Annotated in this window: 25 protein-coding genes and 1 pseudogene; 15 read left to right on the forward strand and 11 right to left on the reverse strand. The window is 65.9% G+C overall.

Going from position 1 to position 26,139, the window contains the following annotated elements:
• Window positions 1-187: 187 nt before the first annotated feature.
• Window positions 188-490 (forward strand): annotated as a pseudogene (locus DID99_RS37845) (ISNCY family transposase); the annotation flags it as partial.
• Between the two features lie 84 nt (window positions 491-574).
• Here DID99_RS37845 and DID99_RS14340 read toward each other — a convergent pair.
• From DID99_RS14340 to DID99_RS14350, 3 genes are all read right to left on the reverse strand, one after another.
• Entirely contained in the window at window positions 575-3,673 is a 3,099-nt protein-coding gene (locus DID99_RS14340; protein WP_124666965.1) for an efflux RND transporter permease subunit, read from the reverse strand.
• Entirely contained in the window at window positions 3,670-4,791 is a 1,122-nt protein-coding gene (locus DID99_RS14345) for an efflux RND transporter periplasmic adaptor subunit (RefSeq protein WP_124666966.1), read from the reverse strand. The genes DID99_RS14340 and DID99_RS14345 overlap by 4 nt, the downstream gene beginning before the upstream one ends.
• 76 nt (window positions 4,792-4,867) lie before the next feature.
• The gene (locus DID99_RS14350) at window positions 4,868-5,485 is read right to left on the reverse strand and encodes a TetR/AcrR family transcriptional regulator (protein ID WP_124666967.1); all 618 of its coding nucleotides are present in this window, start codon (window positions 5,483-5,485) and stop codon (window positions 4,868-4,870) included.
• A gap of 92 nt (window positions 5,486-5,577) precedes the next feature.
• On the opposite strand from DID99_RS14350, the gene DID99_RS14355 reads away from it, so the two are divergent.
• The 7 genes from DID99_RS14355 (at window position 5,578) to DID99_RS14385 (ending at window position 13,774) form a co-directional block, all read left to right on the forward strand.
• On the forward strand, window positions 5,578-7,050 hold the full coding sequence (locus tag DID99_RS14355) for an efflux transporter outer membrane subunit (RefSeq protein ID WP_409333452.1): 1,473 nt from the start codon (window positions 5,578-5,580) through the stop codon (window positions 7,048-7,050).
• A gap of 236 nt (window positions 7,051-7,286) precedes the next feature.
• Window positions 7,287-8,219 carry an AraC family transcriptional regulator gene (locus DID99_RS14360; protein WP_124570525.1) on the forward strand — a complete coding sequence of 311 codons (933 nt, stop codon included), beginning with the start codon at window positions 7,287-7,289 and terminating at the stop codon, window positions 8,217-8,219.
• A 373-nt stretch (window positions 8,220-8,592) separates the two neighbouring features.
• A complete protein-coding gene (locus DID99_RS14365; protein WP_124485453.1) occupies window positions 8,593-10,062 on the forward strand; it encodes a catalase in 1,470 nt (489 codons plus the stop codon).
• 66 nt (window positions 10,063-10,128) lie between these two features.
• Window positions 10,129-10,770 carry an HD domain-containing protein gene (locus DID99_RS14370; RefSeq protein ID WP_124485454.1) on the forward strand — a complete coding sequence of 214 codons (642 nt, stop codon included), beginning with the start codon at window positions 10,129-10,131 and terminating at the stop codon, window positions 10,768-10,770.
• A gap of 159 nt (window positions 10,771-10,929) precedes the next feature.
• Window positions 10,930-11,676: a glucose 1-dehydrogenase gene (locus DID99_RS14375; protein WP_124667026.1), complete on the forward strand. Its 747-nt coding sequence runs from the start codon at window positions 10,930-10,932 to the stop codon at window positions 11,674-11,676.
• Between the two features lie 318 nt (window positions 11,677-11,994).
• Window positions 11,995-12,531: a DUF3331 domain-containing protein gene (locus tag DID99_RS14380; protein WP_124666968.1), complete on the forward strand. Its 537-nt coding sequence runs from the start codon at window positions 11,995-11,997 to the stop codon at window positions 12,529-12,531.
• A 535-nt stretch (window positions 12,532-13,066) separates the two neighbouring features.
• Window positions 13,067-13,774, forward strand: a complete 708-nt coding sequence (locus DID99_RS14385; protein ID WP_124570523.1) for an SDR family NAD(P)-dependent oxidoreductase — start codon at window positions 13,067-13,069, stop codon at window positions 13,772-13,774.
• A gap of 158 nt (window positions 13,775-13,932) precedes the next feature.
• Here the strand turns inward: DID99_RS14385 and DID99_RS14390 are convergent, their stop codons facing one another.
• Window positions 13,933-14,865: a LysR family transcriptional regulator gene (locus tag DID99_RS14390; RefSeq protein ID WP_124570521.1), complete on the reverse strand. Its 933-nt coding sequence runs from the start codon at window positions 14,863-14,865 to the stop codon at window positions 13,933-13,935.
• Between the two features lie 339 nt (window positions 14,866-15,204).
• On the opposite strand from DID99_RS14390, the gene DID99_RS14395 reads away from it, so the two are divergent.
• The 6 genes from DID99_RS14395 (at window position 15,205) to DID99_RS14420 (ending at window position 18,457) form a co-directional block, all read left to right on the forward strand.
• Window positions 15,205-15,669, forward strand: coding sequence for a RidA family protein (locus tag DID99_RS14395; protein ID WP_124485458.1), 465 nt, complete (start codon window positions 15,205-15,207; stop codon window positions 15,667-15,669).
• 271 nt (window positions 15,670-15,940) lie between these two features.
• Window positions 15,941-16,360, forward strand: coding sequence for an organic hydroperoxide resistance protein (locus tag DID99_RS14400; protein ID WP_124666969.1), 420 nt, complete (start codon window positions 15,941-15,943; stop codon window positions 16,358-16,360).
• 63 nt (window positions 16,361-16,423) lie between these two features.
• Window positions 16,424-16,753 (forward strand): DUF4148 domain-containing protein, encoded by a 330-nt coding sequence (locus DID99_RS14405; RefSeq protein ID WP_409362699.1) that lies wholly within the window; start codon window positions 16,424-16,426, stop codon window positions 16,751-16,753.
• 90 nt (window positions 16,754-16,843) lie between these two features.
• Entirely contained in the window at window positions 16,844-17,170 is a 327-nt protein-coding gene (locus DID99_RS14410; RefSeq protein WP_124666971.1) for a DUF4148 domain-containing protein, read from the forward strand.
• A gap of 72 nt (window positions 17,171-17,242) precedes the next feature.
• Window positions 17,243-17,572 carry a DUF4148 domain-containing protein gene (locus tag DID99_RS14415; protein WP_124666972.1) on the forward strand — a complete coding sequence of 110 codons (330 nt, stop codon included), beginning with the start codon at window positions 17,243-17,245 and terminating at the stop codon, window positions 17,570-17,572.
• Window positions 17,573-17,713: 141 nt separating this feature from the next.
• A complete protein-coding gene (locus tag DID99_RS14420; protein WP_124666973.1) occupies window positions 17,714-18,457 on the forward strand; it encodes a GNAT family N-acetyltransferase in 744 nt (247 codons plus the stop codon).
• A 124-nt stretch (window positions 18,458-18,581) separates the two neighbouring features.
• Here DID99_RS14420 and DID99_RS14425 read toward each other — a convergent pair whose 3' ends face one another.
• From DID99_RS14425 to DID99_RS14450, 7 genes are all read right to left on the reverse strand, one after another.
• Entirely contained in the window at window positions 18,582-19,037 is a 456-nt protein-coding gene (locus DID99_RS14425) for a MarR family winged helix-turn-helix transcriptional regulator (protein WP_044843621.1), read from the reverse strand.
• A gap of 126 nt (window positions 19,038-19,163) precedes the next feature.
• Window positions 19,164-19,307, reverse strand: a complete 144-nt coding sequence (locus tag DID99_RS37265) for a hypothetical protein (protein WP_185500367.1) — start codon at window positions 19,305-19,307, stop codon at window positions 19,164-19,166.
• Window positions 19,304-19,675: a GFA family protein gene (locus DID99_RS14430; protein WP_124485462.1), complete on the reverse strand. Its 372-nt coding sequence runs from the start codon at window positions 19,673-19,675 to the stop codon at window positions 19,304-19,306. The genes DID99_RS37265 and DID99_RS14430 overlap by 4 nt, the downstream gene beginning before the upstream one ends.
• A gap of 168 nt (window positions 19,676-19,843) precedes the next feature.
• Window positions 19,844-20,944 (reverse strand): nitronate monooxygenase family protein, encoded by a 1,101-nt coding sequence (locus DID99_RS14435; RefSeq protein ID WP_124666974.1) that lies wholly within the window; start codon window positions 20,942-20,944, stop codon window positions 19,844-19,846.
• 279 nt (window positions 20,945-21,223) lie between these two features.
• On the reverse strand, window positions 21,224-22,483 hold the full coding sequence (locus tag DID99_RS14440) for an MFS transporter (protein ID WP_124666975.1): 1,260 nt from the start codon (window positions 22,481-22,483) through the stop codon (window positions 21,224-21,226).
• Window positions 22,480-23,682 carry a YbfB/YjiJ family MFS transporter gene (locus DID99_RS14445; RefSeq protein ID WP_124666976.1) on the reverse strand — a complete coding sequence of 401 codons (1,203 nt, stop codon included), beginning with the start codon at window positions 23,680-23,682 and terminating at the stop codon, window positions 22,480-22,482. The genes DID99_RS14440 and DID99_RS14445 overlap by 4 nt, the downstream gene beginning before the upstream one ends.
• Window positions 23,683-23,799: 117 nt before the next feature.
• On the reverse strand, window positions 23,800-24,726 hold the full coding sequence (locus tag DID99_RS14450; protein WP_044843518.1) for a LysR family transcriptional regulator: 927 nt from the start codon (window positions 24,724-24,726) through the stop codon (window positions 23,800-23,802).
• Between the two features lie 143 nt (window positions 24,727-24,869).
• Here DID99_RS14450 and DID99_RS14455 point away from each other — a divergent pair, with 143 nt between their 5' ends.
• Entirely contained in the window at window positions 24,870-26,039 is a 1,170-nt protein-coding gene (locus DID99_RS14455; protein ID WP_124666977.1) for a hypothetical protein, read from the forward strand.
• The last annotated feature ends 100 nt before the right edge of the window (window positions 26,040-26,139 follow it).

The following is a 26,139-nucleotide window of genomic DNA, read 5'->3' on the forward strand; positions in this document are numbered from 1 at the left end:
AGAGACGCAGCCAACCAACCTTAAAACCGGACATTTCTATCTGGCTGGTGCCCCGACATCTTGAAATGGCTACGACATTGATTGTGGGAGCAAAGTTGTAATGTCGCATCTGGGCAAAGTTGAAATGTCCGCTTTTCGACCCATCGTAAGCTGACCAGCTGCCGGGTGTCCGGCGCTGGGAGCTTCGATGACTGCGACAGAACGGATCACGATGACGATGCGCGAGTTGGACCGATTCAAGGTCATCCAGGAGGTGCCGGACGGCAAGCTGAAGTCATGGCGTGCGGCCGAACGGCTGGGCCTGACGACGCGGCAGATTCGGCGGCTGCGTGAGCACGGCCCGGCGGGTTTGGTATCGGGACACCGATCGAAGCCCGGCAATCGTCGGCTGGACCCAGGCGCCGCCGACCGGGCACTGTCGATCATCCGCGATCGCTACGCCGATTTCGGACCGACGCTGGCCTGCGAGAAGCTCCCGGAATGTCACGGGCGGAGTTGCCTTCCGTCCGGACGCATCGTTGCCGGTTCACATCGACGCCCCGGGCGAGACCGTCATCGCCCGGAGCGCACCTGCCTACGTCGTCACGCTGGCGCTGGGTTCGAGCGCAGAGTGGTTTTCCCCTGCCCCGGGACGGATCTTGAACCAGATCGAGTACATGGCCGGCAGAAACACCAACGTCAGAACCGTTCCGGCGAATGTTCCTCCGATAAGCGTATAAGCCAGCGTGCCCCAGAACACGGAATGGGTAAGCGGAATGAACGCAAGCATCGCGGCGACCGCAGTCAGGATCACGGGCCGCGAGCGCTGCAGCGTTGCCTCCACCACCGCATCGAACGGCGTCATGCCCGCGCGCGCGTTCTCTTCGATCTGGCCGATCAGGATCAGCGTGTTGCGCATCAGGATGCCTGAGAGCGCAATGAGCCCCACCAATGCGTTGATGCCGAAGGCCTGATTGAACAGCAGGAGTGTCGGCACCACACCGATCAAACCCAGCGGACTGGTCGCGAACACCATCATCGTGGCGGAAATCGAGCGCGTCTGAAAAATGATGATGAGCAGCGTCAGCGCGATCATGATCGGGAACAGCGGCGCGAGCGCAGTTGTCGCCTTGTTGGCCTCCTCGATGGAGCCGGCCTCCTCGATCCGGTAGCCGCCCGGCAGCTTCGCGATGATGGGCTGAAGCTGCGCGAGCATCGCGGTCGACACATCGGGCGGTTGCAACCCTTCGGCGATATCGCCGCGTACGGTGATCGTCGGCGTTCGGTCGCGCCGGCGCAGGATCGGATCCTCCATGCGGATGTCGACTTTGCCGACCTGCGAGAGCGGCACCCGCTGCCCTGCGGCGCCGATCAGCGTGAATCCGTCGATCCGTTGCGGGTCGAGCCGGATGTCGCCCGCCGAACGCGCGACGAGCTCCACGGAACGAATGTCCTCGCGCACGTGCGTGACGGGAATGCCGGTCAGCAGGAATTGCAGTTGCTGCGCGACCGAGCTGGACGTCAGTCCAAACGCCCCGAGCCGATTTTGATCGAGCGTGAAATGCACGGTGGGAACGCGCGGCCCCCAGTCGGCGTTCACCGTTCGCATCATCGGGCTGGCGTTCATGGTCCGTTCGACCTGTGCGGCGATGGTGCGCAACGTCTGGGCGTCCGGGCCCATGACCCTGAACGCAACGGGGTAAGGCGAGTAAGGGCCGAACACCAGCTGCGTGACGCGAACCTGCGCTCCGGGCACCAACCCTTCGGCGATGACCTTGCGCAGACGGAATTTGAGCGCTTCCCGTTGTCGCTCGTCATTCGTGCGGATCACGATCTTCGAGAAGGACGAATCCGGCAACTCCGGAGACATGGCCAGATAGAAGCGCGGAGCGCCCTGCCCGATGTACGAGGTCACGATCTTCGCTTCCGGCTGCTTCGCGAGCCATGCCTCGACCTTTTCCGTTGCCGACGCGGTCTGCTCGATCGAAGTCCCATAGGGCATCTGCACTTCGACGAGCACTTCCGGGCGATCGGAAGTCGGGAAGAATTGCTTCTTCACGAGCCCCATGCCCATCACGGCGACCACGAACGATGCCACCACGATCCCGGCGACCATCCACTTGCGCGCGACCACGCGCCCGAGGAAGCGGCGAAAGCGCCGGTAGTTCGGCGTGTTGTAGATCGCCTCGTGGCCGCCTTCGATTACGGCGATGTCGGGTAACAGCTTGACGCCGAGGTACGGTGTGAAGACGACGGCCACGATCCACGAGGTGACCAGCGCGATGCCGACGATCCAGAACATGTTGCTGGTGTATTCGCCGGCCGTCGAGCGCGCAAAGCCATTCGGCATGAAGCCGACAGCCGTGACCAGCGTGCCCGACAGCATCGGTGCGGCCGTGTGGCTCCACGCGTAAGCTGATGCCTGGACGCGGCTATAGCCCTCCTCCATTTTCACGACCATCATTTCGATGGCGATGATCGCGTCGTCGACGAGCAGGCCGAGCGCGAGAATCAGCGAACCGAGCGTGATGCGGTCGAAGCTCTTGCCCGTTGCGGCCATGACGACGAAGACGCCCGCGAGTGTCAGCGGCACCGCCGCCGACACGACGATGCCGACACGCCATCCCATGCTCGCGAAGCTCACGACCATCACCACGAGCAGCGCGACAAAGAACTTCACCATGAATTCGTCGATGGCCGAATGGATGTTGACGGCCTGGTCGGTCACTTTCGTGAGGCTCATGCCCAGCGGCAGCCCGGCATTGATCGATGCGACTTCCGTGTCGAGCGCCTTGCCGAGATTGAGCCCGTTCCAGCCGTCCCGCATCACGACGCCGAGGAGCAACGCCGGTTCGCCTTTGTTGCGAATCTGGAACGTGGCCGGGTCTTCGTAACCGCGTTCGACGGTTGCCACATCGGAGAGCTTCAGTGTGCGGCCCTGAACGACGATCGGCGTGTCACGGATGGTCTGCAGCTTGTCGAAGGCGCCTTCGACACGAATGAAGACCTGCGCGCCCGCCGTATCGATCGAACCAGCCGGCGTGAGAACGTTCTGGTTGTTCAGCGCGGCAAAGATCTCCTGCGGCGTCACGCCGAGCGTCGCGAGCCGGTCGTGCGAAAACGACACGTAGATCCGTTCCGCCTGCTCGCCGATGATGTTCACCTTCTTGACGCCCGGCACATGAAGAAGCCGCTGGCGCAATCCCTCGGCGTCGCGCACCAGCAATCGTTGCGGCTCGCCTTTCGCCTTGAGCGCGAACAGCGCGAACGTTACGTCGGAATACTCATCATTGACGAGCGGGCCGATCACCCCGGGCGGCAGGTTGCCCGCTTCATCGTGCAGCTTCTTGCGGGCCTGATAGAACTCCTCGGGCACGTCCGCGGGCGGCGTACTGTCGAGCAAGGTCACGGTGGTGAAGGCCAGCCCCGGACGCGTATAGGTCTCGGTCCGGTCGTACCAGCGCAGCTCCTGCATGCGCTTTTCGAGCGGCTCGGCCACCTGGTCCTGCATTTCCTGCGCGGTCGCGCCGGGCCATGCCGTAATGACCGTCATCGACTTGACGGTGAATGGCGGATCTTCGGCCCGCCCCAGTTTCAGGAAGGCAATCACGCCGGCGATCGAAATCAGGATGATCAGAAACAGCGTGACCGAGCGCTCCCGCACCGCAAGAGCCGACAAATTGAAGCCGCTCATTGCGCTGCTCCTTGCGTGGAGACGGATGCCGCGGCCAGCTTGTCGTTGGCGAGACGCACGCGCTCTCCGTCGTGCAGCAACTGGGCACCGAGCGCGACGACCTGGTCGCCTTCGCGAAGATCGCCAGTCACCGTCGCACTGTCGTCGCTCAATGCGGTGACACGAACCTTGTGCCAGGTCACACGCGATTGAGATCGATCGACGGTCCAGACGCCGGTGCCCGTGCCCGGATCGAACAAGGCGCCGACCGGCACCACCATGCCGGCCTGTGTCTGGCCGGCATTGCCGGCGAGATCGATGGTCACGGTCGCGCCGAGCGGCGCATTCGAGAGCGCGCCCTCGAGGACGTATCTGGCCTCATAGGTTCGTGTCAGCCGATCCGCAGAATCGGAGAGCTGGCGCAGGACGGCGGGAACGGGCTTCTGGTCCGCGCCGTAAAGCGTCGCCGCGGCAATCGAGCCGGACGCGGGACGCAGCGTCTCGGGAAGCTGGACGACGGCCTCGCGGGGGCCGGCATGCGCGAGCCGCACGACGATTTGTCCCGGCGCGACGACCTGGCCCGGCTCCGCCAGCGTCTCGACCACCACGCCGTCGGCGTCCGCCATGACGACGGCGTATCCGGAAGCATTGTTGGCGAGCACGGCCTGCGCCTGCGCTGCGACGAGCTGGGCCCTGGCGGAATCGGCCGCCGCCTTGAGCTGGTCGTAGGTCGATGCCGACACCGCGCCCGCCCCGACGAGATCCCGATACCGCGCCTCGTCGGCAGCCGTCTGCGTCGCGCGCGCCTGCGCAGCGTCCACGAGTTTCTGCTGCGCACGGGCCTGCAGCCCCAGATCGATCGGATCGATGCGCATCAGGGGCTGGCCGCGCTTGACCGTTTGGCCCGCGTCGACCAGTCGCTCGATGACTTTACCCTGAACGCGGAAACCGAGATCGCTCTGAACGCGGGCGCCCACGACACCCGAAAACGACCGGCTCGCACCCGCCGCACCGTGAACGGCGCTTGTACGCACAAGTGGCGCCTCGGTACGCGGATCAGCAGCCGGATGCTCGCCGCATGCTGCGAGCGCAAGCGAAGCCAGGCCCAATGTGTAGACAAGACGATGGCGCCGGAACATGAGATCCCCTCTCGCAAAGAACAGGAGACCTCATTCTGATACCAGTGACCAAATCAGTCAATAGTCACGGCGAGATTCATGGAGCAAGACTTCTGAGTACCAGGCTCGCGAGTTGGGCCGTCGCCTCTTCCGCGCCATCGAGGTTGTACTGCAGCAGCAAGGGATTGAAGTAAGGCTTCATCACCAGAAAGATCGCATTCACCGCCTCGTCCGGCGGCGTCTTGCGTTCGAATTCGCCGGTTTCTCGTCCGAGCCGCAGGATATCGGCGATGAGTTGCCGGATCTGGTCCTCATAACTCTGGACAGATGGCCAGAGCGATTCGGCCGACACGGCGGCAATATCGTAGAGCTTGCGATCCTGGAAGAAAAGCTGGCCTCCGGTTGAAAGTAAGGTCTTGATCATGCAGCGAAATTTTTCCGTCGCACTGTGCGCGCCGTCGATGTTTTCCCTGACTGCGGCGATCATCGCGGCGAGGCGATTGGCGCAGATGACCTGACCGATCGCCTGTTTGGAGTCGAAAAACTTGTAAATATAGGCTTTTGAAAACCCGATTTCCTTCGCGAGATCGGAGACCGTGGTTTTTTCGTAGCCGTAACGGCTGAAGTATTCCGTCGCGGCGTCGACGATCTGGGCGCGAACTTCGTGGTCCGAGGGGCCACGGGACGAAGAGGTGGAGGGAGTCGGTTTGTTCATGCCTCAAGCTTAGTCCGACGCTCGTCAGTTGACAACGTGTGACCATATTGTATATTGGTCACTATATTTCCCCTCCCGTTGTCGCTCCCGAGATGATCATGCCCTTGCGCCGTCCACTTGTTCTCCTGACTAGCGTCGCCGCCCTTTCGGCGTGCGCCGTGGGTCCCGACTACCGCCGCCCGGATGCGCCGCTGGCGCAGCACTACATGACCCAGCCGCCCGCCCGCGCGGCAAAGGCGCCGGTTGCCGATCTGTCCGCATGGTGGGAAAGCTTCAACGACCCGCTGCTCACGCATTACGTTTCGCTGGCGCTGGCCCAGAACCTGGACCTGGCCCAGGCCGTCGCGCAAATCACTCAGGCGCGCGCGCGCCTCGGCACGGCCAACGCGGCGCTCCTGCCATCGGCCTCGGTTTCCGCGTCGGCGGCACGAGCCTATCAGTCTGTCGATACGCCGTTGGGGCGATTGCTCAACGCCACGCCGGGGTACGAGCGCTGGGGCACCGCGTACGAAACCAACCTGGAGGCCGGTTGGGAGATCGACATTTTTGGCGGTCTGCGCCGTCAGCGTGAAGCCGCGCTCGCCGATTACTCGGCAACGCAGGCGGCGGCAGTTGCCACCCGGCTTGCCGTCGCGGCCCAGACTGCCGATATCTACGTCACGATCCGGGGGCTCCAGGCCCGTCTGGATATCGCGACCCGGCAGGTGCAGACGCAGCAGGCGCTTCTCGCAGACGTGAAACTCCTGTATTCGAAGGGCGCGGCGGCCGACTATCAGGTTCAGCAGGCGCAAGGTGCGCTCGACCAGGTGCAGGCCAGCGTGCCCGTCCTCCTCGCGGCGCTCGATGCGGCGTCGAACGCCCTCGACGTGATGCTCGGTACACCTCCTGGCACGCACCGCGCAGAGCTGGGCTCGCCTTCCCCGATCCCCGTCGCGCCGGCGCTCGCGGAAATGGGCACGCCAGCCGATCTGCTGCAAAGACGTCCCGATCTGATCGCCGCCGAACGTCACCTCGCCGCCGCCAATGCGCGCATCGGCGCTGCGATCGGCGAGTACTACCCGACGGTCTCGCTGAACGCCTTCCTCGGCAGCGCGACCTCGGCCGCCGCCGGTACGTTGTTCTCGGGCGGCGCCAACCAGGCGGCCGGCCTCGTCGGGCTGCGCTGGCGACTGTTCGATTTCGCCCGCATCAGTGCCGATGTCGACGCGGCGAAAGGCGCCGACGCGCAAGCGCTCGCGGCCTATCGGCAGGCCGTGCTCCGCGCCTCCGAGGACGTCGAAAACTCGCTCTCGTCATTGGTGAATCGAGAGGCGCAGGCTGCCACGCTGTCGCATGCCGAGTCGTCGTTTTCCCGCGCCAAGGATTCCTCGATGACCGCGTACCGCAGCGGTGCAGCGAGTTTCATCGACGTATTGCACGCCAACGAGACGCTGCTCCAGGCCGCCGACGCGCGTGCACAGGCACAGACGGAATCCGCTCGTGCAGCGATCTCGACGTTCAAGGCGCTCGGCGGCGGCTGGGACCCGGCATCGCACGATGCGCAGACGTCGTTGAGCTCACGCTGACGCCACCGCCCTGCACTGGCGCGCGCAATGGAGCCTGCGCACGTTCCTGGTTCGCGCAATAGCGCACCGCACCATTGACGTGCGCGTCGCGCCCGCAATCGGAGAGCGTCTCGCGCATCACGACACCAGTCGCGCGCCAGTCATCGAATTGCGCTAAATTGGGCCTGTTTTCATTTGAACCCGCCGTCGGGTAAAGGCACACGACGCCTGTACGGGCGCACTCCAAGGCGCGATGAATGAACGATAGGAATCACGTCGATTTCGGGCAACCCGTTGCAGACGACGCCCTCGCCAAACGGTTTCTACTGCGAGATGCGCCCACCGTGCGGGCCGGCGTTTTCTCCCACGGGCAGCCTATCTCGTTCACACGGTTGACGAACCCCCGGCCTCAACCGGGGCGCTCGCTCACGCCGCAACCGGAGGAAGCCTTTGTCTTTCAGATGCCGCTGATACTGAGCCCCGATCCCGGCCTCCGTTATTCAGGCGGTAACCTCGATGCTTCCGCGTCGTGCAGTCCCGGCAGCTGCTTTCTGCTCGACCTGCGCTCGAGCCCCACGCGCCGTCTCGACATGCCGTTCGATACCATGCGGCTCTATCTGGCCCAGAGCGCGATCGAGGAATTCACCGATCAAAAGCGGCGCCGGCGCATAGGCGGACTCGTGCAGCCGCATCTCGGCGCCAGCGACCCGGTGCTGTTCAGTCTTTCGCATACGCTGCAGGCGGTCCTGCAGCAGCCCGACCTGACGAGTGCGCTGTTCATCGATTACCTCGCGCTGGCGTTTTGCGAACACGTCGTCACACGATATGGCCGAGCCGATCCGGCGCTCCGGCCGCGCCGCTCCGGACTCGCTCCGTGGCAGATGCGGCGCATCGAAGATTATTTCGCGTCCCACCTGCACGACAATCCTTCGATTGCCGATCTCGCGCGCGAGTGCAATCTCTCCACCAGCTATTTCGGTGAAGCCTTCAAGCAGACGACCGGCAGCACACCCCATCAGTGGCTGCTCAAGCGCCGCATCGAGCGCGCGAAATCGCTGTTGCGGGAAACAGATGCGAGCCTGGCCAGCGTCGCATCGGACTGCGGATTTTTCGACCAGAGTCATTTTTCGCGCGTGTTCTCGCGCCTCGAAGGGTGCGGGCCGAAAGACTGGGCGCAGCGGAACCGATAGCGCCGGACAGGTGCGAACGTCGTTATCGGCGCTTGCGCGCTCGCTCGATATGCGTCGACGCGCGACGCACCACCGCCTCTGATCCGAGTCCAACCACTGCCCCGGTGTTCGACGGCCGTCCGCGATTCGTCCATCGAATCGTTGTTTTATACAAGATCGTTCTGGCACCCGACAGGTACGCTTCTCTCACATCGACTCGTCGATGCCCGCGCGGCTCGTCACGGATCGAGCGGGTGGCCGTCGCGGTATGGCCGTTTCTTTTCACCGCACCCGCCGGGATAGCACGCTGATTTGCCCGTAAAGTTTCGCGCGGCCGCCAGCCTGGAACGGTATGGCGCTGCGCCGGTCCGCCCAACCCTCCTGGAGTCGAGGCATGAAAAACCGCGATACGTCTACGCGTCTTGATCACGCAACGGGCGCGCCCGTTGCCGACAATCTGAACATCGAAACGGCCGGCCCGCGCGGCCCCGCGCTGCTGCAGGATATCTGGCTGATCGAGAAACTCGCGCACTTCGACCGCGAGGTGATTCCCGAACGACGCATGCACGCCAAAGGATCGGGCGCGCACGGCGTATTCACGGTAACGCACGACATCACGCGCTACACCAAGGCCAAACTCTTTTCGGAAATCGGCAAGGCAACGCCCGTATTCATGCGCTTTTCGACGGTCGCCGGCGAGCGCGGCGCCGCCGATGCCGAGCGCGATATCCGCGGCTTCGCGGTGAAGTTCTATACGGAAGAAGGAAACTGGGACATCGTGGGCAATAACACGCCCGTGTTCTTCTTCCGTGATCCGCTGCGTTTTCCCGATCTCAACCACGCGATCAAGCGCGACCCGCGCACGGGACTGCGCAGCGCAAACAGCAACTGGGATTTCTGGACGCTTTTGCCGGAGGCGCTTCACCAGGTCACGATCGTCATGAGCGACAGGGGCATTCCGCGCAGCTATCGCCACATGCATGGTTTCGGCAGCCATACGTTCAGCCTGGTCGATGCCGACAATCGGCGGACGTGGGTAAAGTTTCACTTCCGTACGCAGCAAGGCATCGCGAATCTGACGGACGGCGAAGCCGAACAGCTCGTGGGCAAGGACCGCGAAACGCATGGCCGCGATCTTTACGAAAGCATCGAGCGCGGCGACTTCCCGCGCTGGACACTCTTCATTCAGGTGATGAACGACGACGAGGCCAGGTCTCTGCCGTTCAATCCGTTCGACCTGACCAAGGTCTGGCCGAAAAGCGATTTCCCGTTGATCGAGGTCGGCGTACTCGAATTGAACCGCAACCCGGGCAATTATTTCGCCGAGGTCGAGCAGGCGGCCTTCTCGCCCGCGAACGTCGTGCCCGGCATCGGCTTTTCGCCGGACAAGATGCTGCAGGCACGTCTGTTCTCTTACGGCGACACGCAACGGTATCGGCTGGGCGTGAACTTCAATCACATTCCCGTCAATGCGCCGAAGTGCCCCTTCCACAGCTACCACCGCGACGGCGCCATGCGCACCGACGACAACCTCGGCGGCACGCCTTCTTACTATCCGAACAGTTCCGGCGAGTGGGAAGTGCGGCCCGATCTTCACGAGCCGCCGCTGAGAATCGAAGGCGACGCCGCGCATTGGGACCACCGCGTGGACGTCGATCACTTCGCGCAGCCGGGAAACCTGTTTCGCCTGATGAGTCAGGCGCAGCAACAATTGCTGTTCGACAACACCGCACGCCAGATGGCCTCCGTTCAGGCGCATATCCAGGAACGCCACATCCTCAATTGCACGAAGGCCGACCCCGAGTACGGCGCGGGTGTTCGCGAGGCCCTGGCAAGAATCGGGGCGACGACTGCAGCCAAGTAGCCAGCCATTCGCGTGCGGCGTCCGCCACGACGCCGGCGTCCGCTCACATTTCGATGGAGGACCGTCATGTCAGAGTTCATTCAGGATGTCGCGGTGCCCGACAGTCAGCTTGCGCGGGAAATTACCGAGTTCGTGCGCGACACGTCCACCCCGCTGCTCTTTCATCATTCGAGCCGCGTATATTTGTTCGGTGCGCTGGAGGGTGTGCGCCGCGGCCTGAAATTCGATCCGGAACTGTTGTACGCCGGTGCCATGTTTCATGACGTCGGCCTCACCGGAGCGTACAGCAGCGCCACCGAACGCTTCGAAGTCGACGGGGCCAATGCGGCCCGCGACTTTCTCTCGGGCCGGGGCATCGACGCGGCCGACATCGATCTCGTCTGGACGGCGATTGCGCTGCACACCACGCCCGGCATTCCGCGCCATATGCACCCGGTCGTCGCGCTGGTGACCGCCGGGGTCGAGATGGATGTGCTCGGACTGTCGTACCACGCGTTCACGCACGAGGAGCGCGAAGCCGTGACGCATGCGCATCCCCGCCCGCCGCACTTCAAGGAAGAGATCATTCAGGCGTTCTACGACGGCATCAGGCACAAGCCGGAAACCACGTTCGGCAACGTGAAAGCCGACGTGATCGCCGACAAGGAGCCTCATTTCCATCGGGGGAATTTCTGTTCCGTCATCCGCAATTCGGCATGGCCGGGTTGAAGGTGCCGTGTCCCGCGCATCGATGCCCGGCCAGTCGCGCCGCGCCACCCGATCGCGATCGTACGCAGGTCCGCATAGGCAGAAAACACCGGCGATCGCATTGGGCGAGACGGCATGCCGGTGTCCATCAACGGAATCATTCACACTGAGGTGAACATCATGGGCAAGCTTGCAGGGAAAGTGGCCGTCGTAACCGGTGCGTCGAAGGGTATCGGTGCCGCCATCGCCAAGGCGCTCGCGGCAGAGGGCGCGTCGATCGTAGTGAACTACGCAAGCAGCAAGACGGGCGCGGACGACGTCGTGTCCGCCATCACCACGGCCGGAGGAAAAGCGGTTGCCGTCGGAGGTGACGTGTCGAAGGCTGCCGATGCAAAAGGCATCGTCGATGCGGCGATCGAAACGTACGGCCGCCTCGACATCCTCGTCAACAACTCGGGCGTCTACGAGTTCGCCCCGATCGAGGCGTTCACGGAAGCGCAATACCGCAGGCAGTTCGACATCAACGTGCTCGGCGTGCTGCTCACCACACAGGCCGCCGTCCAGCACCTGGGCGAAGGCGCCAGCATCATCAATGTCAGTTCGGTCGTCTCGACGCTCACACCGGCGACGACTGCCGTCTACAGCGGCACGAAAGGCGCGGTGGATTCCATCACCGGCGCGCTCGCCCGTGAACTCGGGCCGCGAGGCATTCGCGTGAATACGATCAATCCCGGCGTGATCGTGACCGAAGGCGCACAGAGCGCCGGGGTGATCGGATCGGAGTTCGAGAGTTCCGCGGTCAGCCAGACGCCGCTCGGGCGCGTGGGCAGACCGGACGACGTTGCGTCGATTGCGGTTTTTCTCGCGTCCGACGACGCAAAGTGGCTAACGGGCGAGCATATCGTCGCCAGTGGCGGCATGCGATGACGCAGGTTCGCGAAACCGCGCACGCACGGTCGGCCTCAAAATCGACGAAACAAGCGTGACGGTCGTTCTGGATTTCTCACGCGTCAGTGCGTCGTCACGTCCAGTTGAAGCGTGACGACCGAAGTCACCGACACGAAACGTCGACGCCCGTACTTTGCAGGTGTGACCTGCATTCGCGGGTCACCTCCCTCTCCCGCTTTTCACGCGTTTTTCGTTCGTTGAACGGTGCGTGGCCGCGGATCGGCGTCAGCACGATCGCACACGCCGGGTTCACGCCGACGTCGCCTTTGACGCTTATCCAATGGCGATCATGAAGCTATGGAAAACACTCCAGGTACCGACGATGTCACGAACGGCATCAGCGACCGGCATCGCTGGGACAGGATTCTCGACGTCCTGCGATCGCCTCCGGCCGCACCGCCCTTTCCGGGAGTGGATGAGCGTGCGTGCATGAGCCACGCAAACCTGGAGGCCGTCCGCATCGTGATTCTCGAGCGCCCGTCAACCGACACCGTTCTCATCTCGTGGAGCAGCTCGACGGCGTGTCGATATGGCGAACAGACCTGGCGGAGAGTTGTTGCCCGAGAGGACGGGGTTTGCATTCTGACGGGCGACTCGATTGCCCGGGGGGATTCGGTCTTTCGTCCAAAGCGCACACGGAATGCGATGTGCAGCAACTCGATGGCGATGATCAAGGCGTCGTCCATCGATCTGCCGCGGTATCGGGTCGGTCAGACATCGGCCAGGTTGGGCGCGGAACCCAAGCCCTCGACGCCAGACCGGCTTGGAGATCGGCACGCAGATGCTCTCCCCGATCTCGAACCGCACCTTGCCCGACTGTTCTCCGAGGCTTGAGTCGGAGGCCGACGTAGGCGAGAAAAAGGAGACGTACGGACCGTTGCGGTGATTGCAGTTCGATTCGATGCGCCAGCAGATGAGCAAGCCTGGGCCGCGGACGGAACAGGAAGCGTATGCAGGTCAGGTCAGACGCGTTTTCGTACTCGCCGGTTTCGATTCATATCGATGCTATTGTGATAAGAAAAGTTATCCGGACAGATCCGATAAGTCATCGAAGTACCCGACGTGTCCGAGCACACCATCGCGCGGCATTGACAGCACTTCCTCGCACGAATCCCGGATTTCACGGCGATTCGACGCGCGGTGTCGCCCGCGATTGCTGCTTCGTTCGCAGCCGCGTCGATTCCCCTTCCGCTGCAACGATCGCCGTCGCGGCCGCCCCGTTCTTTCCCGCATTTGTTCCCGCGACGCAAGACTGTTGGTCCACGGTGGGTGTTCGAACTCCGGCGCGACGCGCCTAAAGTCTGGTCCATCGGATTCATCGATCCGGTCGGCACCGAAGCCGAAAACCAGTCACCTGTCGAGGCATATCATGAGCACATCCAAAGTCATCATCATCACCGGCGCATCGCAAGGCATCGGCGCGGAGACGGTCAACGCATTCCGCGCCCAGGGCCATCGGGTCGTCGCGACGTCCCGTTCGATCGGCGCGTCGGACGATCCCGGCCTGGTCACCGTCGCGGGCGACATCGGCGACCCGGCCGTCGCGCGGCGGGTGGTCGATACCGCACTCGAGCGCTTCGGCCGGGTCGACACGCTCGTCAACAACGCCGGCGTGTTCATCGCGAAGCCGTTCACGCAATACACCGCCGACGACTATGCGGCCATCACCCGCGTGAACCTGGACGGGTTCTTCCACGTCACGCAGCGCGCGATCGCGGCGATGCAGCGCAACGGCGGCGGACACGTGGTCAGCATCACGACGAGCCTCGTCGACCACGCGAACAGCAACGTGCCGTCGGTGCTCGCATCGCTGACGAAAGGCGGACTCAACGCGGCGACGAAGTCGCTCGCAATCGAGTACGCGAAGGCCGGCATCCGCGTGAACGCCGTGTCCCCCGGCATCATCAAGTCGCCGATGCATGCGCCCGACACGCACGCGACGCTCGCCTCGCTGCATCCGGTCGGCCGGATGGGCGAGATGAGCGACATCGTCGGCGCGATCCTGTATCTCGATTCGGCGCCGTTCGTTACCGGCGAGATCCTGCACGTGGATGGCGGCCAGAGCGCCGGGCATTGAGCAGCGACGATGGGAGACTGCGCCGACGCGAACAACGCGAACAACGCGAACAACGCGAACAACGCGAACGGTGAGCGGAGCGCGGCGGTCCTGCAACGGCGCAGCCGCGCCATTCGCGCCCCGCTCTGCCCCGTTGCCGGCATTCCCCCCGGACGAGCCTAGCGCGCCCGCTTGCCGGGCGCCTGTTGAAGATGTTCGACGAGAAAGTCGACGAACACGCGCACGCGCGAAGACAGATAGCGCGCGTGGGGATACAGCAGCATGAACGGCCGCGACCGGCCGCCCTGGCCGGACAGCACCTCCGTGAGCGTGCCCTCGCGCAGATCCCGGTCGACGATGAAGCGATAGGTCTGGAACAGGCCCGCGCCGCTGCGCGCGAGCGTGACGCCGGCGAGGACGTCGCCCGACGTGCCGTAGCCGCCGGTCGTCGCGACGTCGATTTCCGCCGAGCCGTCGTTGAACAACCACGGAATCGGCCGGCCGCTGCTCGGGAGCTCGAACTGGATGCATTCGTGCGCGTGCAGATCGTCGACGGCGCGCGGCACGCCGGCGCGTTTCAGGTAGCCGGGCGTCGCGACGACAACGAGTTCCGCATCCTCCAGCTTGCGCGCGACCAGGCTCGAATCCGCCGGCGCGCGGCCGCGGATCGCAAGATCGAAACCCTCCTCGGCGAAGTCGATGTTGCGGTTGCTCAGATGCGTTTCGACGCGCACGTCCGGATATCGCTCGCGAAACGCGGGTAACAGCGGCAACACGCGATAGTGTCCGTACGGCGTCGGCATGCTGATGCGCAGCACGCCGGCCGGCGTGGCCTGCTGGCCCGTCGCTTCGCGCTCGGCGTCGACGAGCTGCGAGAGCGCATCACGGCATTGCTCGAAATAGCGCCGGCCGGAATCGGTCAGGCGGATCTGCCGTGTCGTCCGCACGAACAGGCGTACGCCGAGACGCTCCTCGAGGCGCGCGACCGAGCGGCTGACCGCGGCCGGCGTGACGCTCGCAGCCGTCGCCGCGAGCGTGAAGCTGCCGAGTTCCGCGGCCAGGCAGAACAGCTCGATGCTGCCGAGCAGCAGGTCGTCGAATTTTCTCTGCATGGGGCGCTCCTGCTGCTTCGTGCGTGGCGTGGCCGGCAACGTGAACGTAGGCATCACGGAATCGCGCTCGCGGCGAGCCGGCGCGCGCCGTTTCGTCGCGTGACGCTGAAGCAGCGAGTGTGCATGAATCCCGGCCGGGAAACCAGCGTACCGACGACAGTCGCCGGCAACCGTTCGCGCCACATTGCGCCGCGCGCGATTCGTTACATCGCGTGTCGATTCAATTGCGCGAACGATATTTACCGGCGTCGAGCGCCTCAATAGAGTGACTGCCAGAGACCCGTGCGAGTGAAGCTTCCGAGCCTGGGCGCCACTCAATCTTCCCCGAAGGAGCAAGCGATGACGATCGAACAGAAGCTGGCCGAACTCGGCCTCACGTTACCCGAACCGCCGCAACCGCTCGGCAGCTACACGGCCGTCAGCGAAGCCGGCAATCTATTGTTCATCTCCGGACAACTGCCGCTCGTCGACGGCAAGGTTGCCTATACAGGCCGCGTCGGCGAACGGCTGAACGTCGACGACGGGCGGCATGCGGCGCAACTCGCGGCGCTGAACGTGCTCGCGCAGATCCGCAAGCACCTCGGCGGGTTCGAGCGCCTGCATCACATCGTGCGTGTCGAGGGGCACGTTGCGTCGGCGGACGGCTTTTTCGGCCAGCCGGCCGTGATCGACGGCGCATCCGATCTGTTCGCCGCCGTGCTCGGCGACAAGGCCGGGCATGCGCGCTCGGCGTTTTCCCAGCGCCAGTTGCCGGCCGACGCAGCCGTGATTCTGGTCGTGATCGCCGAAATCCGGCCGGCGTAGCCGCGTTGTGGTTGCGCGGGCAGCCGCCGTTCCGACGGCGGCCGCCCTGTCCGCGCCCGGAATGTCGCGCGACGCGATCTTTTCGATATAAGGGATGGAACACAGCACATCCTTGCCTGGCAAGGCCGTACACGATCCAGATACATTGAAATACAAAATATCGCATGCGATTTAATCGAATCCGCTTGACGAGGTTCGGCGTCTCGACCAAACTGCATCGCATGCGATCGAATCGCATTAGATAGAACCTTCCAACCTGACGGAGTGAACGATGAGCAAGATCGAAAAAGTGCTGTACACGGGCAAGACGCATACGACTTCCGGCGGCCGCGACGGTGCGGCGCGCAGTTCCGACGGTCGCCTCGACATCCAGTTGTCGTCGCCGGGCACCGCCGGAACCGGCACGAATCCGGAACAACTGTTCGCGGCCGGCTGGTCGGCCTGCTTCATCGGCGCGATGCAGCTCGCGGCACGTGCGGCGAAGGTGACGCTGCCGACCGATCTCGCGGTCGATGCGGAAGTGGACCTGGGCGTGGGCGGCAACGCGTACTTCCTGCAGGCCCGCCTGAACGTGAGCGCGCCCGGGCTCGATCGTGACGTCGTGCAGCACATCGTCGACACCGCGCATCAGACCTGCCCGTACTCGAAAGCGACGCGCGGCAACATCGACGTCGAAATCCGCATCGTCTGAACGTTGAATCGGGCGGCCAGGCGCCGCCCTCCCGAATCTCGTGCCATTTTCTTGTCGAGGTAAATGATGAAGACCCAACTGATCGCCGCCCTGCTCGTCGCCGTGTCCGCTGCCGTTGCCGCGCCGGCCTTCGCCAGTGACGCCGTCGTGACGCGTGCGCAAGTGCGCGCCGAACTCGCGCAGCTCGAACGGACCGGCTACCCGCTGAACCGCGCCAGCGACGCGACCTACCCGGACAACCTGCAGGCCGCGCTGACGCAGATCCACGCGGACGACGCGGTGGCCAACGCACCGTCGAACGCGGGCTACGGCGGCGACGCCGTCGCGGCGACGCAGTCGGGCCGACGCGCGGTCGTGCAGATGGCCGAGCATTCGATCTATTTCGGTCGTTGAGCGCGATCCGCGATTCCGGACGAATCGCGTCGACATGCCGCACATGCCTGAACGCCCCGTTTCTTTCCATTGAATCTGTCGAGGTAAATGATGAAAACCCAAGTGATCGCCGCCCTTCTCGTTGCCGTATCCGCCGCCGTTGCCGCCCCCGCCTTTGCCAGTGAAGCCGTCGTGACGCGTGCGCAAGTGCGCGCCGAGCTCGCCCAGCTGCAGCAAGCCGGCTATGTGCCGGGCCGCGCGAACGATCCGCACTATCCGGACGACCTGCAGGCCGCGCTGACGCGTATCCACGCGAACGACACCGCCGCAGCCGATACGGCGACGTCCGGTTACGGCAGCGACGCGGCAGCCGGCACGCAGTCGGGCAGCCGTCCTGCCATGCGGGTCGCCGAGCGCTCGATCTACTTCGGCCATTGAATGAAATCGCGATCGGCGCCGATTGCCGGCGTGCGACGCCCACACTCCGATCACTCTTTTCTGTCGAGGTAAATGATGAAGACCCAACTGATTGCTGCCCTGCTCGTCGCCGTGTCCGTTTCCGCTGCCGCACCGGCATTCGCGACCGAAAGCACCGTCACGCGTGCGCAGGTGCGGGCGGAACTGGCCGCGCTCCAGAAGGCCGGCTACCTGCCGAATCGCCCGAACGATCCGAACTATCCGCAGAATCTGCAGGCCGCGCTGAAGCGGGTGCGCGACAACGCTGCGACAGCGGCCGATACCGACGCATCCGGTTACGGCAGCGACGCCGACGGCGCGACGCAAGCCGGCAGCCGGAACGTCGTTCGCACGGCCGAGCGCTCGATCTACTTCGGTCATTGAGCACCGCGCCGAAATCGACGACGTCATCCATCAAATAAAGCGTATGCGATACAATCGTATGCGCTTTTTGTTCGTCTGAGACCTGAATGGACGATCGCGTCTATGCTGTGCGACGAACGACCTTCAATCAGGGAGCAGGCAATGCGGCAAGCAACGACGGGGAACGAAGGAAGCGGAGCGCATCCGCTCGACAACGCCGTGTGGCATGCGCTCGCCGGCGAGCAGCAGCGTTTTGCGCTCGGCGACGAGCGCGCGCGGCGCTTTCCTCCCGAACTCGCGCCGTTTGCCGGCCTCGCCGAGCGCAGCCCGGCCGCTTTCGACGCGTTGCGCGCATTGATCGACACGCACGGGCCCGCGGCACTGGTCACGCCTGACGAGATCCCGACGCCGGGCGGATGTTCCGTGGTCCGGCGCGCGGTGCTGCATCAGATGATCTGGCAGGGAACACCTGACGATGCGCAGCCGCTGGAGCATGTCCGGCTGACCGAAGGCGACGTACCGGCCATGCTCGAGCTGATCGCGGCGACGGAGCCGGGTCCGTTCGGCCCGCGCACGATCGAATTCGGCGGCTATCTCGGTGTACGGAGAGAAGGACGGCTCGTGGCGATGGCCGGTCAGCGACTGACTGCCGGCGGCCATACGGAGATCAGCGCCGTGTGCGTGGATCCCGCCTTTCGCGGCCAGGGCCTCGCGGCCGGACTGATCCGCGCATTGATCGCGCGGATTCGCACGCGGGCGGAAACGCCGTTTCTGCATGTGCTGTCGTCGAATCGCGTCGCAATCGAGCGCTATCTGGCACTCGGTTTCACGATCCGTCGCGACATGCAATTGCTGGTGTTGGGGCGTGAGGATACCGGGACGGGCCAGCCCGAGCGTCAACCGTAAGCAACCGGGCGCAGCATTGCAAAGGTCGGTCCGGACGGCCGGAAAAGCATGGACATCGTGGAGGAAGCCGGCTGCAATCGTATCGCCGGCTCGACATCGAGCCGGCGGCCAGGCTATTCGTGGTTTACTCGTCGATCGAATCGATCAGGTTGCCGCGCAGCGTGACGATCGCCTTCTGCATCTTCGCGAATTCGTCGGGTTTGAGCCCGGTGGCTTCGACGAGATTCATGTCGAGCCCCTTCTCGCGCACGCGGCGACCGCTTTTCGTCAGGCTCACGACCACCTGGCGCTCGTCCGACGGATCGCGGTGCCGTTCCAGATAGCCCATCGCCTCGAGCTTCTTCAGGATCGGCGTCAGCGTGTTCGATTCGAGGAACAGCTTTTCGCCGAGCTGCCCGACCGTCTGGTCGCCCTCCTCCCACAGCGCAATGATCGTGATGTATTGCGTGTACGTGAGGCCGAGCTCCTCGAGGATCGGCTTGTAGGCCTTGCCGAACGCGAGGTTCGTCGAGTAGATCGCAAAGCACAGGAACTCGGAAAGCTTCGGCGTGGCGGGCGATTGGGTTTCGGTCGGTTTCATGAGCATCCTCCATCGACACGGGAGCGTGTCGCAGATGAATGCATTATATATCGCGTACGATCTTATCGGAAGCATGATTATCGTTTCCGATCGACAGCACGCGACGCGAGCGATGCCCGCTCACGCTCAGGCTCGATCGCCGTCGTTCCGGCCCCGGCGCTCGCCGTGCCGTTGCCGGCTGATCGACAGCAGCGAACACTGCACCGGATGCGCGATTTCGGTCGCGAGGCCGCCCGCGGCGAACAGCAGGATCGTCAGCCAGCGTTTCATGCATCCTCCACGACGGACAGGCTCGCGCCGTCGGCGACGGTCGCGTCGAGCGCATACGGTTCGACGCCTTCGAGGCAGCCGAGATTGACGCGCCAACACGCGGGATCCTTGCGCGTCTGATGAAACGGGTAGACGCCGCACCGGCTGCAGAAAAAGTGACGGGCCGTGCGCGTGTTGAAACGGTAGGTCGTCAGCGCGTCCTCGCCTGCGACGATCTTCAGGTCGGCGGCGGGGAACATCGGGCTCATCAACGCGCCGCGACGGCGGCAAAGGCTGCAGTTGCAGCGAACGGCCGGCGCAAGCGCGGTCCGGACCTGGAATTTCACGGCGCCGCAATGGCAGGATCCGTTGAACCATGTAGCAGACATGTCGTGCTCCTCGAGAGGTGATGTCTGCTTTATAACGAACCCGGGCGGACGCGTTGTATCGCTCTGTATCCGCGCGGTGCGCAGACACAGAGCATTGCAATTTTGTCGCGAACGGTGCGGATTTCAGCGCCTTCCGGCGCGTCCGCCGCACGCCGCGTGATCCGGCACTCAGTCCAGCGCGTGCTGCAGCCGCGCGATGGCCGCCCGCGTCTCGCGCTCGAGCGTCGCGAACAGTTCCGCCGCCGGCAGCGACCGCACGAGCGGCGCCGCCTGCCCTGCCCACTGCGCGCCGTAGCCGAACTCGCCCTTCGCCTTCGCGGCCGCATGCAGCGCCTTGCCGGCGTCGTACGCGATCGGATAGGCGGGCGTCGCCGGTGCGTGCGGATCGTCGCCGAGCGCCGTCAGCCGGTTCGCGATGCCGCGCGCGACACGGCCGGAGATCGCGGTCGTGAAGGTCGTGCGGTGCGCCGCGTCGCCGAGGATCGCGCGGCGATAACCGTCGTCGATCGACGTTTCCGGACACGCGACGAACGCCGTGCCGAGTTGCGCGGCCTGCGCACCGAGCGCGAGCGCCGCGGCGATGCCGTCGCCGTCCATGATGCCGCCGGCGGCGATCACCGGCAGCGCGCATTCGCGCACGAGCAGTCGCGTCAGCGCGAACGTGCCGAGCCGGTCGTCGTGCGCCGTCGAGTCGAATACGCCGCGATGCCCGCCGGCCTCGATGCCCTGCGCGACGATCGCATCGATGCCGGCCGCGGCGATCTGGCGGGCTTCGTCGGGATGCGTCGCGGACGCGAACAGCGTGATGCCGGCGCGCTTGAGCATCGCGATCGCCTCGTCGGACGGCAACCCGAAATGAAAGCTCACGACCGCCGGTTTTTCCTCGAGCAACATCGCGAGCATCGCATCGTCCGCGACGAAGCTCGTGTAGATCTCCGACAGCGCCGCCGGCGGCGTCGCGCCGTATTCGCGGAACACCGGTGCGAGCCACTCGAGCCACGCGCGCTCGACGGCGGCATCGGCACGGGCCGGCTGGTGGCAGAACAGGTTGATGTTGAACGGCCGGTCGGTGAGCGCGCGCGTGTCGCGGATCATCTTGCGCGCGCCGTCGGCGTTCGCCGCGCCGACGCCGAGCGAGCCGAGCCCGCCCGCGTTCGACACGGCAGCCGCCAGCGCGGGCGTGCTGACGCCGGCCATCGGCGCCTGGATGATCGGAGTACGGACGCCGAGCGTGCGCAGCAGCGTCCGGTTGTCGGTCGGTCGATTCATGTCGTTGCCTCCTGCAACGTCCGGGATCGGAAGGCTCGGGCCGGCTGCCGGCCGAAGCGGCTGGGTCGGGTCCGGCGACGTCGCGCATGCGCGGTGCGTCGTATGGACCCTGTCATGCGAATGCGAAAGCGGTGCCGGATACGGCGGCTGACCAAACGACGACGCGGCCGTCGCGACGCGTGGTTGCGGCGTCGCCTCCGCACGGCGTTCGAACCGGCCGCCCCGCAACTGCGCCCATGCTACGCCAGAGCGCCGCCCGCGGGCCAGCGCGCAGCGCTTCTACCGGCTGCGCACCCGATATGCGAGCGCCGCGCAGGCCGCCAGCAGCGCGGCCGTCACGAAGAACACCGAATGCAGTCCGAGCGCGACGCCGATCTGTCCGCCGATCACCGGGCCGATCACCTGCCCGCCGAACTGCGCGGACTGCAGGTAGCCGAGCATCTGGCCCGTCGCGCGCTCGTCGACCGACTGCCGGACCAGCTTGCCGATCGACGGCAGCAACCCGGCGAGCGTCATCCCCATCAGCATGCGCAGCGCGGCGAGCTGCCACCAGTGCGTGACGAACGCCTGCGGCAGCATCGCGAGCGCGGTCAGCAGCAGGCAGCCGACGATCACGTTCCAGCTGCCGATCCGGTCGGCGAGCGCGCCGAGCCGCGCGGCGGTCAGCATGCTGCCGAGTGCGGAGCCGGCCATCACGACGCCGGCGATGCGCGCCAGATGATTGCCGTCCACGCCGAGCCCGCCGATATAGACCGTGATGATCGGCTCGATCGACATGTTCGCGAGCAGCACCATCATCGCCGTCACGAGCAGCGCGGCGACCGCCACGCGATCGGTGCGCCGGGCCGGGTTCGCCGACGTTGCGCGGGCGTGCCGCGCGTGCGCGTCGGTGGCCGGATCGAAGTCCTCCTTCACGACGACGATCGTCAGCAGCGCGGCGACGGCGATCATCGCGCCACCCGCGAAAAACGTGCCGCGAATGCCGAGCCAGCCCGGCAGCAGGCCGCCGACGAGCGGCCCGACGAGATTGCCCGCGAGCGCGCCGGTCGACAGGATGCCGAGCGCCCAGCCCGCGCGTTCGCGCGGCGCCTGGGTGCCGACCATCACGGTCGACGCGGACGCATAGCCGCCGACGAGCCCGGCGATCAGCCGCAGTGCAACGAGTTCCACCACGTTGTGCGCGACGCCGATCAGCGACATCACGACGGCCATCCCGAGTGCCGCGCGCACGAGCATCGGCTTGCGGCCGAAGCGATCCGCGAGGCGGCCCCACAGCGGTGCGGTGACGGCCGTGCCGAGGAACGTCGCGCCGAACGCGACGCCCGACCACTGGATCACGGCCGACTGCGCGTCGACGCCGAGCTGCCGCACATACAGCGGCAGGAACGGCAGCAGCATGCTGAGACTCACGAGCGTCGTGAACGAACCGAACACGCACACGGCAAGATTGCGCCGCCAGTAGCGCGCATTGCGTTCGGCGTAGCCGGCGCTCGAGCGGCCGGCGTGTGCGGCGGCCGGTGCGTGGGCGGTCGTGCTCATCGCGCCCTCGCCGAGGAGATCACGTCGACCGAGAGCGCCAGCAACAGCGCGGCGGTGCCGACGCCGAACAGCGCTTCGTAACGGCCGCCGCTCGATGCGAACAGGTACGACAGACCGTAGGCGGCGACCGCCTGCATGATCGCGAAACTGGTCGTCGCGCTGCGCCATGCGCGCTTCGCGACCGACGGATGATGCGCGAGCAGCTCGTTTACGCGGCCCAGCGCGAGCGGCACGATGCCGGGCGTGAACGCGCCGACGAGCAGGCTCGACACGATCAGCGCGGCCGGGCCCAGGCCGAGCAGCGGCAGCGCGACCGCGACGGCTTCGATCGCGAATGCGATCCGCAGTGCGCGGCCGAAGCCCGCACGGTCGGCCAGATGCCCGCACGCGAGCGGCCCGACGATCGCGCCGAGGCCGTACAGCACCCAGTACTGCGCGCCCGCGTCGACGCCCTTGCCGAGTCCGCGCGCGACGTAGTCGACGAGGAAGATCATGTGCGGGACGAGCCCGACCGCGTTGAGCCCGTATTCGACGTACAGCGCGCGCAGGCTGCCGGCCGGCGGGTTGCGCGCGTGCGCGGCATGCGCCGCGGCGGCTGCGGGCCGTGCGTCGTCGGCCGGCCAGCCGCGCCACGCGACGGCGGTCAGCAGTAGCGACACGATCGCGAGCCCGAGCCACGTGACGGTGAGCCCTTGCCGCAGCAGGATCGGCACGATCGTGCCCGATGCCGCGATGCCGAGCCCGATCCCGGTGAAGATGCCGCCGCTCGCGAAACCGCGCCGGGACGGCGGCACGTGCGTGAGGATCGCCGGCGCCGCGAGCACCATCAGCGCCCCGCCCGACAGGCCGGACGCGAAACGCCACACGAAGAACCACACGAACGACACTGGTGCCGCGCACGCGACGAATGCGAGTGTCGCGAGCAGCATCATCGCGCGCAGCACGGCGGTCGAGCCGGCGCGGCGCGCGAGCGTGCCGGCGACCAGCGCGCCGGCCAGATAGCCGCCGAGGTTGGCCGCCCCGAGATACGCGGCGGTGGGCGCGGGAAACCAGTGCGCACCGATGATCGCCGGCAAGAGCGGCGTGTACGCAAAGCGCGCCAGGCCGATCCCGATCAGGCTCGCGCTGGCGCCGGATACCGTGCCGCGCCACACGTTGAACGCGGGGGCGTGCGGCCGGTCGAGAAGCGCTTGTTGCATGGAGACCTCCCATTCGCTGGGCGGATGCACGCGCATCCGCCGGTTGAAGGAAGTCTAGATTGAACCGGGTATCGGGAGAATCCATGCAGAACGGAAGCCATTCTTCCGAAACGCGATTCAATCTCCGTCGGTGATGGCCGCCAGCTGCGCGAAATGCTCGCGCAATCGCGGCGCGGCGAAATCGACGAACGTCCGCACCTTCGGCACCGACAGGCGTCCGTAAGGCGTGACCAGATGAATCGGCAGCGGCGCGTGCTCGCTGTCGCGCAGCACGATGCGCAGCGCGCCGTCCCGCACCGGCTCCGCGACGTGATACGAGAACAGCCGCGTGACGCCGTGGCCGGCGAGCGCCGACGCGAGCGCACCGCGGATCGTGTTGACGATGAAGCGCGGTGCGAACTGGACCACCTGCGGCAGCGCCGACGGCGCGGACGGCGGAAAGCTCCACGAATCGAGCCCGAAGTGCGTCATCGAGATGATCCGGTGCCGGGCGAGATCGGCCGGCGCGGTAATCGGCGGATGGTTCGCAAGGTAGTCCGGCGACGCGACGACGACACGCCGCACCGCGCCGACCGGCATCGCGACGAGCGTCGAATCGCTCAGGTGCGCGATGCGCAGCGCGACGTCGATGCCCTCGTCGATCAGGCTGACGGGACGGTCGAGCAGTTGCAGGCGAATCGACACGGCCGGATGGCGGTCGATGAATTCGTCGATGAGCGCACGCAGCACGTCTTCGCCCGCGGCGACCGGTGCGGTGATCGTCAGCAGGCCGCGCGGCGCCGAGCGTTCGTCGGCGATCAGCATGTCGGCTTCCTCGAGATCCGCGAGGATGCGGCGGCACGCTGCCGCATAACGTTCACCGGCTTCGCTCAAACGGATCGTCCGGGTGGTCCGGTACAGCAGCGCGGTGCCCGTGTGTTCCTCGAGAAACGCGAGCGCGCGGCTGACGGCCGCCGGCGAGCGGCCCAGGCGGCGGCTCGCGCCCGCGAGGCTGCCCTCGTCGAGCGTGGCGACGAACACCTTCATCGCATCGATTCGGTCCATGTCGTGTGCGGGGGCGCGTGGGGTCGTGTCGTGGGCGGGAAAAGCCAGCGAGCAGTCTACCGTACGCGTTGCGCAACGCGGGGGCAGCGCGGTCGCGCCGCTTCGTGAAATACTTCGGCCACGCGTCCTTGCGGAACTTCGAGATGACCGACTTGCCTGCCGTGCCCGCGTTGCGTTGCGTCGTCATGCGTTGCGCGTCGGCGTGCGTCGTCGCGTGGCTGGTCGCCGGGCCGGCGATGGCCGGCTCGGCGGCGGTGTCGCCGCCCGGGTTGCCGGCGCCCGCAATCCGCTCGCCGCAACGCATCCTGTTCGTCGGCGACAGCCTCACGCACGGCCGTTACACGCCCGTGCGTTCGTACGGCGCGATGCATGCCGGCCGTCAGGCCGCAGGCGCGGCCGCGGCGCGGGTGATCGACGAGAACTTCGGGCAGACCGGCGCCCGCGCGGAACGCGAGCCGGGCCCGTGGGGCGGGATTCCGGGCATCTTCGCGCGGTTTGCCGTCGAAGCCGGGCTCGACTATGACGTCCATCTCGAAGCGATGTCGGCGACGAGTCTCGCCAAACACGACCGCGTTGCATCGGACGTGATCGACCGGCCCGTCTGGGACGCGGTCGTGCTGCAGGAGTTGAGCGCGAAGCCGCTGCCGTTCGTGCTCACGCATAGCCGTGCCAGCGATCCCGCCGCCTTCTGCGCGAGCGTCGCGAAGATCGCGCGCGGCATTCGCGCTGCTGCACCGCAAGCGCGCGTCTATCTGTACGAAACCTGGCCGGGCGCCGATCTCGCGAAGGCGCTGGCGGGCGAGCCGGGCAGCGCCGGCTTTCACGCGCGCTATGTCGAGCGTCTCGCCGAACTCGTCGCCGCGTATCGCGATGCATTCGAACGCGCCCGCCGCACCGATCCGTCGATCGTGGCCGTCGCGCCGGTCGGCCGCGCATGGCAGCGCGCGTGGATGGCGGGCATCGCCGATCCCGATCCGTATGCGCCGTCGGGCGCCCCGCTGCTGTGGTACGGCATGCGCGCGCACAACGACCCGCCGATCTCGCGGCTCGACTATCAGCATCCGGGCGTGACGGGCGCTTACCTCAGCGCGCTCGTGTTGTTCCAGCAGATCGCCGGCGTCGACGTGCGCACCCTGGGCGCGCGGGAGCAAGCAGCCGCGCAGCTCGGCATCGCGCCGGACCTGGCGGTGAAGCTGCAGGCGGTTGCGTCGGAGACGGTGCGGCATGAACGGGCCGACGTCGGGGTCGGGACCGGCACCGATGCCGGTGCGGCGGCGACGGATGAACGGTCCGATCCGTGCGCGTCGCCATGAGCCGGATGGGCGGACGAGCGGCGGCGCTGCACATTCGGTGCGTCGCAGCGATCGATGAACGCTGACGAATGCAAGGTCCCGCGGCGTCGCTCCGCCGTTC

The organism is Burkholderia sp. Bp8986 (assembly GCF_003854225.1).
In the GTDB taxonomy this organism is placed as follows: domain Bacteria; phylum Pseudomonadota; class Gammaproteobacteria; order Burkholderiales; family Burkholderiaceae; genus Burkholderia.

Bases quoted from the DNA above. Each gene is read 5' to 3' on its own strand.
- DID99_RS14340 (WP_124666965.1), bottom strand. From the start codon at position 3,673: ATGAGCGGCTTCAATTTGTCGGCTCTTGCGGTGCGGGAGCGCTCGGTC.
- DID99_RS14345 (WP_124666966.1), bottom strand. From the start codon at position 4,791: ATGTTCCGGCGCCATCGTCTTGTCTACACATTGGGCCTGGCTTCGCTT.
- DID99_RS14350 (WP_124666967.1), bottom strand. From the start codon at position 5,485: ATGAACAAACCGACTCCCTCCACCTCTTCGTCCCGTGGCCCCTCGGAC.
- DID99_RS14355 (WP_409333452.1), top strand. From the start codon at position 5,578: ATGATCATGCCCTTGCGCCGTCCACTTGTTCTCCTGACTAGCGTCGCC.
- DID99_RS14360 (WP_124570525.1), top strand. From the start codon at position 7,287: ATGAACGATAGGAATCACGTCGATTTCGGGCAACCCGTTGCAGACGAC.
- DID99_RS14365 (WP_124485453.1), top strand. From the start codon at position 8,593: ATGAAAAACCGCGATACGTCTACGCGTCTTGATCACGCAACGGGCGCG.
- DID99_RS14370 (WP_124485454.1), top strand. From the start codon at position 10,129: ATGTCAGAGTTCATTCAGGATGTCGCGGTGCCCGACAGTCAGCTTGCG.
- DID99_RS14375 (WP_124667026.1), top strand. From the start codon at position 10,930: ATGGGCAAGCTTGCAGGGAAAGTGGCCGTCGTAACCGGTGCGTCGAAG.
- DID99_RS14380 (WP_124666968.1), top strand. From the start codon at position 11,995: ATGGAAAACACTCCAGGTACCGACGATGTCACGAACGGCATCAGCGAC.
- DID99_RS14385 (WP_124570523.1), top strand. From the start codon at position 13,067: ATGAGCACATCCAAAGTCATCATCATCACCGGCGCATCGCAAGGCATC.
- DID99_RS14390 (WP_124570521.1), bottom strand. From the start codon at position 14,865: ATGCAGAGAAAATTCGACGACCTGCTGCTCGGCAGCATCGAGCTGTTC.
- DID99_RS14395 (WP_124485458.1), top strand. From the start codon at position 15,205: ATGACGATCGAACAGAAGCTGGCCGAACTCGGCCTCACGTTACCCGAA.
- DID99_RS14400 (WP_124666969.1), top strand. From the start codon at position 15,941: ATGAGCAAGATCGAAAAAGTGCTGTACACGGGCAAGACGCATACGACT.
- DID99_RS14405 (WP_409362699.1), top strand. From the start codon at position 16,424: ATGATGAAGACCCAACTGATCGCCGCCCTGCTCGTCGCCGTGTCCGCT.
- DID99_RS14410 (WP_124666971.1), top strand. From the start codon at position 16,844: ATGAAAACCCAAGTGATCGCCGCCCTTCTCGTTGCCGTATCCGCCGCC.
- DID99_RS14415 (WP_124666972.1), top strand. From the start codon at position 17,243: ATGATGAAGACCCAACTGATTGCTGCCCTGCTCGTCGCCGTGTCCGTT.
- DID99_RS14420 (WP_124666973.1), top strand. From the start codon at position 17,714: ATGCGGCAAGCAACGACGGGGAACGAAGGAAGCGGAGCGCATCCGCTC.
- DID99_RS14425 (WP_044843621.1), bottom strand. From the start codon at position 19,037: ATGAAACCGACCGAAACCCAATCGCCCGCCACGCCGAAGCTTTCCGAG.
- DID99_RS37265 (WP_185500367.1), bottom strand. From the start codon at position 19,307: ATGAAACGCTGGCTGACGATCCTGCTGTTCGCCGCGGGCGGCCTCGCG.
- DID99_RS14430 (WP_124485462.1), bottom strand. From the start codon at position 19,675: ATGTCTGCTACATGGTTCAACGGATCCTGCCATTGCGGCGCCGTGAAA.
- DID99_RS14435 (WP_124666974.1), bottom strand. From the start codon at position 20,944: ATGAATCGACCGACCGACAACCGGACGCTGCTGCGCACGCTCGGCGTC.
- DID99_RS14440 (WP_124666975.1), bottom strand. From the start codon at position 22,483: ATGAGCACGACCGCCCACGCACCGGCCGCCGCACACGCCGGCCGCTCG.
- DID99_RS14445 (WP_124666976.1), bottom strand. From the start codon at position 23,682: ATGCAACAAGCGCTTCTCGACCGGCCGCACGCCCCCGCGTTCAACGTG.
- DID99_RS14450 (WP_044843518.1), bottom strand. From the start codon at position 24,726: ATGGACCGAATCGATGCGATGAAGGTGTTCGTCGCCACGCTCGACGAG.
- DID99_RS14455 (WP_124666977.1), top strand. From the start codon at position 24,870: ATGACCGACTTGCCTGCCGTGCCCGCGTTGCGTTGCGTCGTCATGCGT.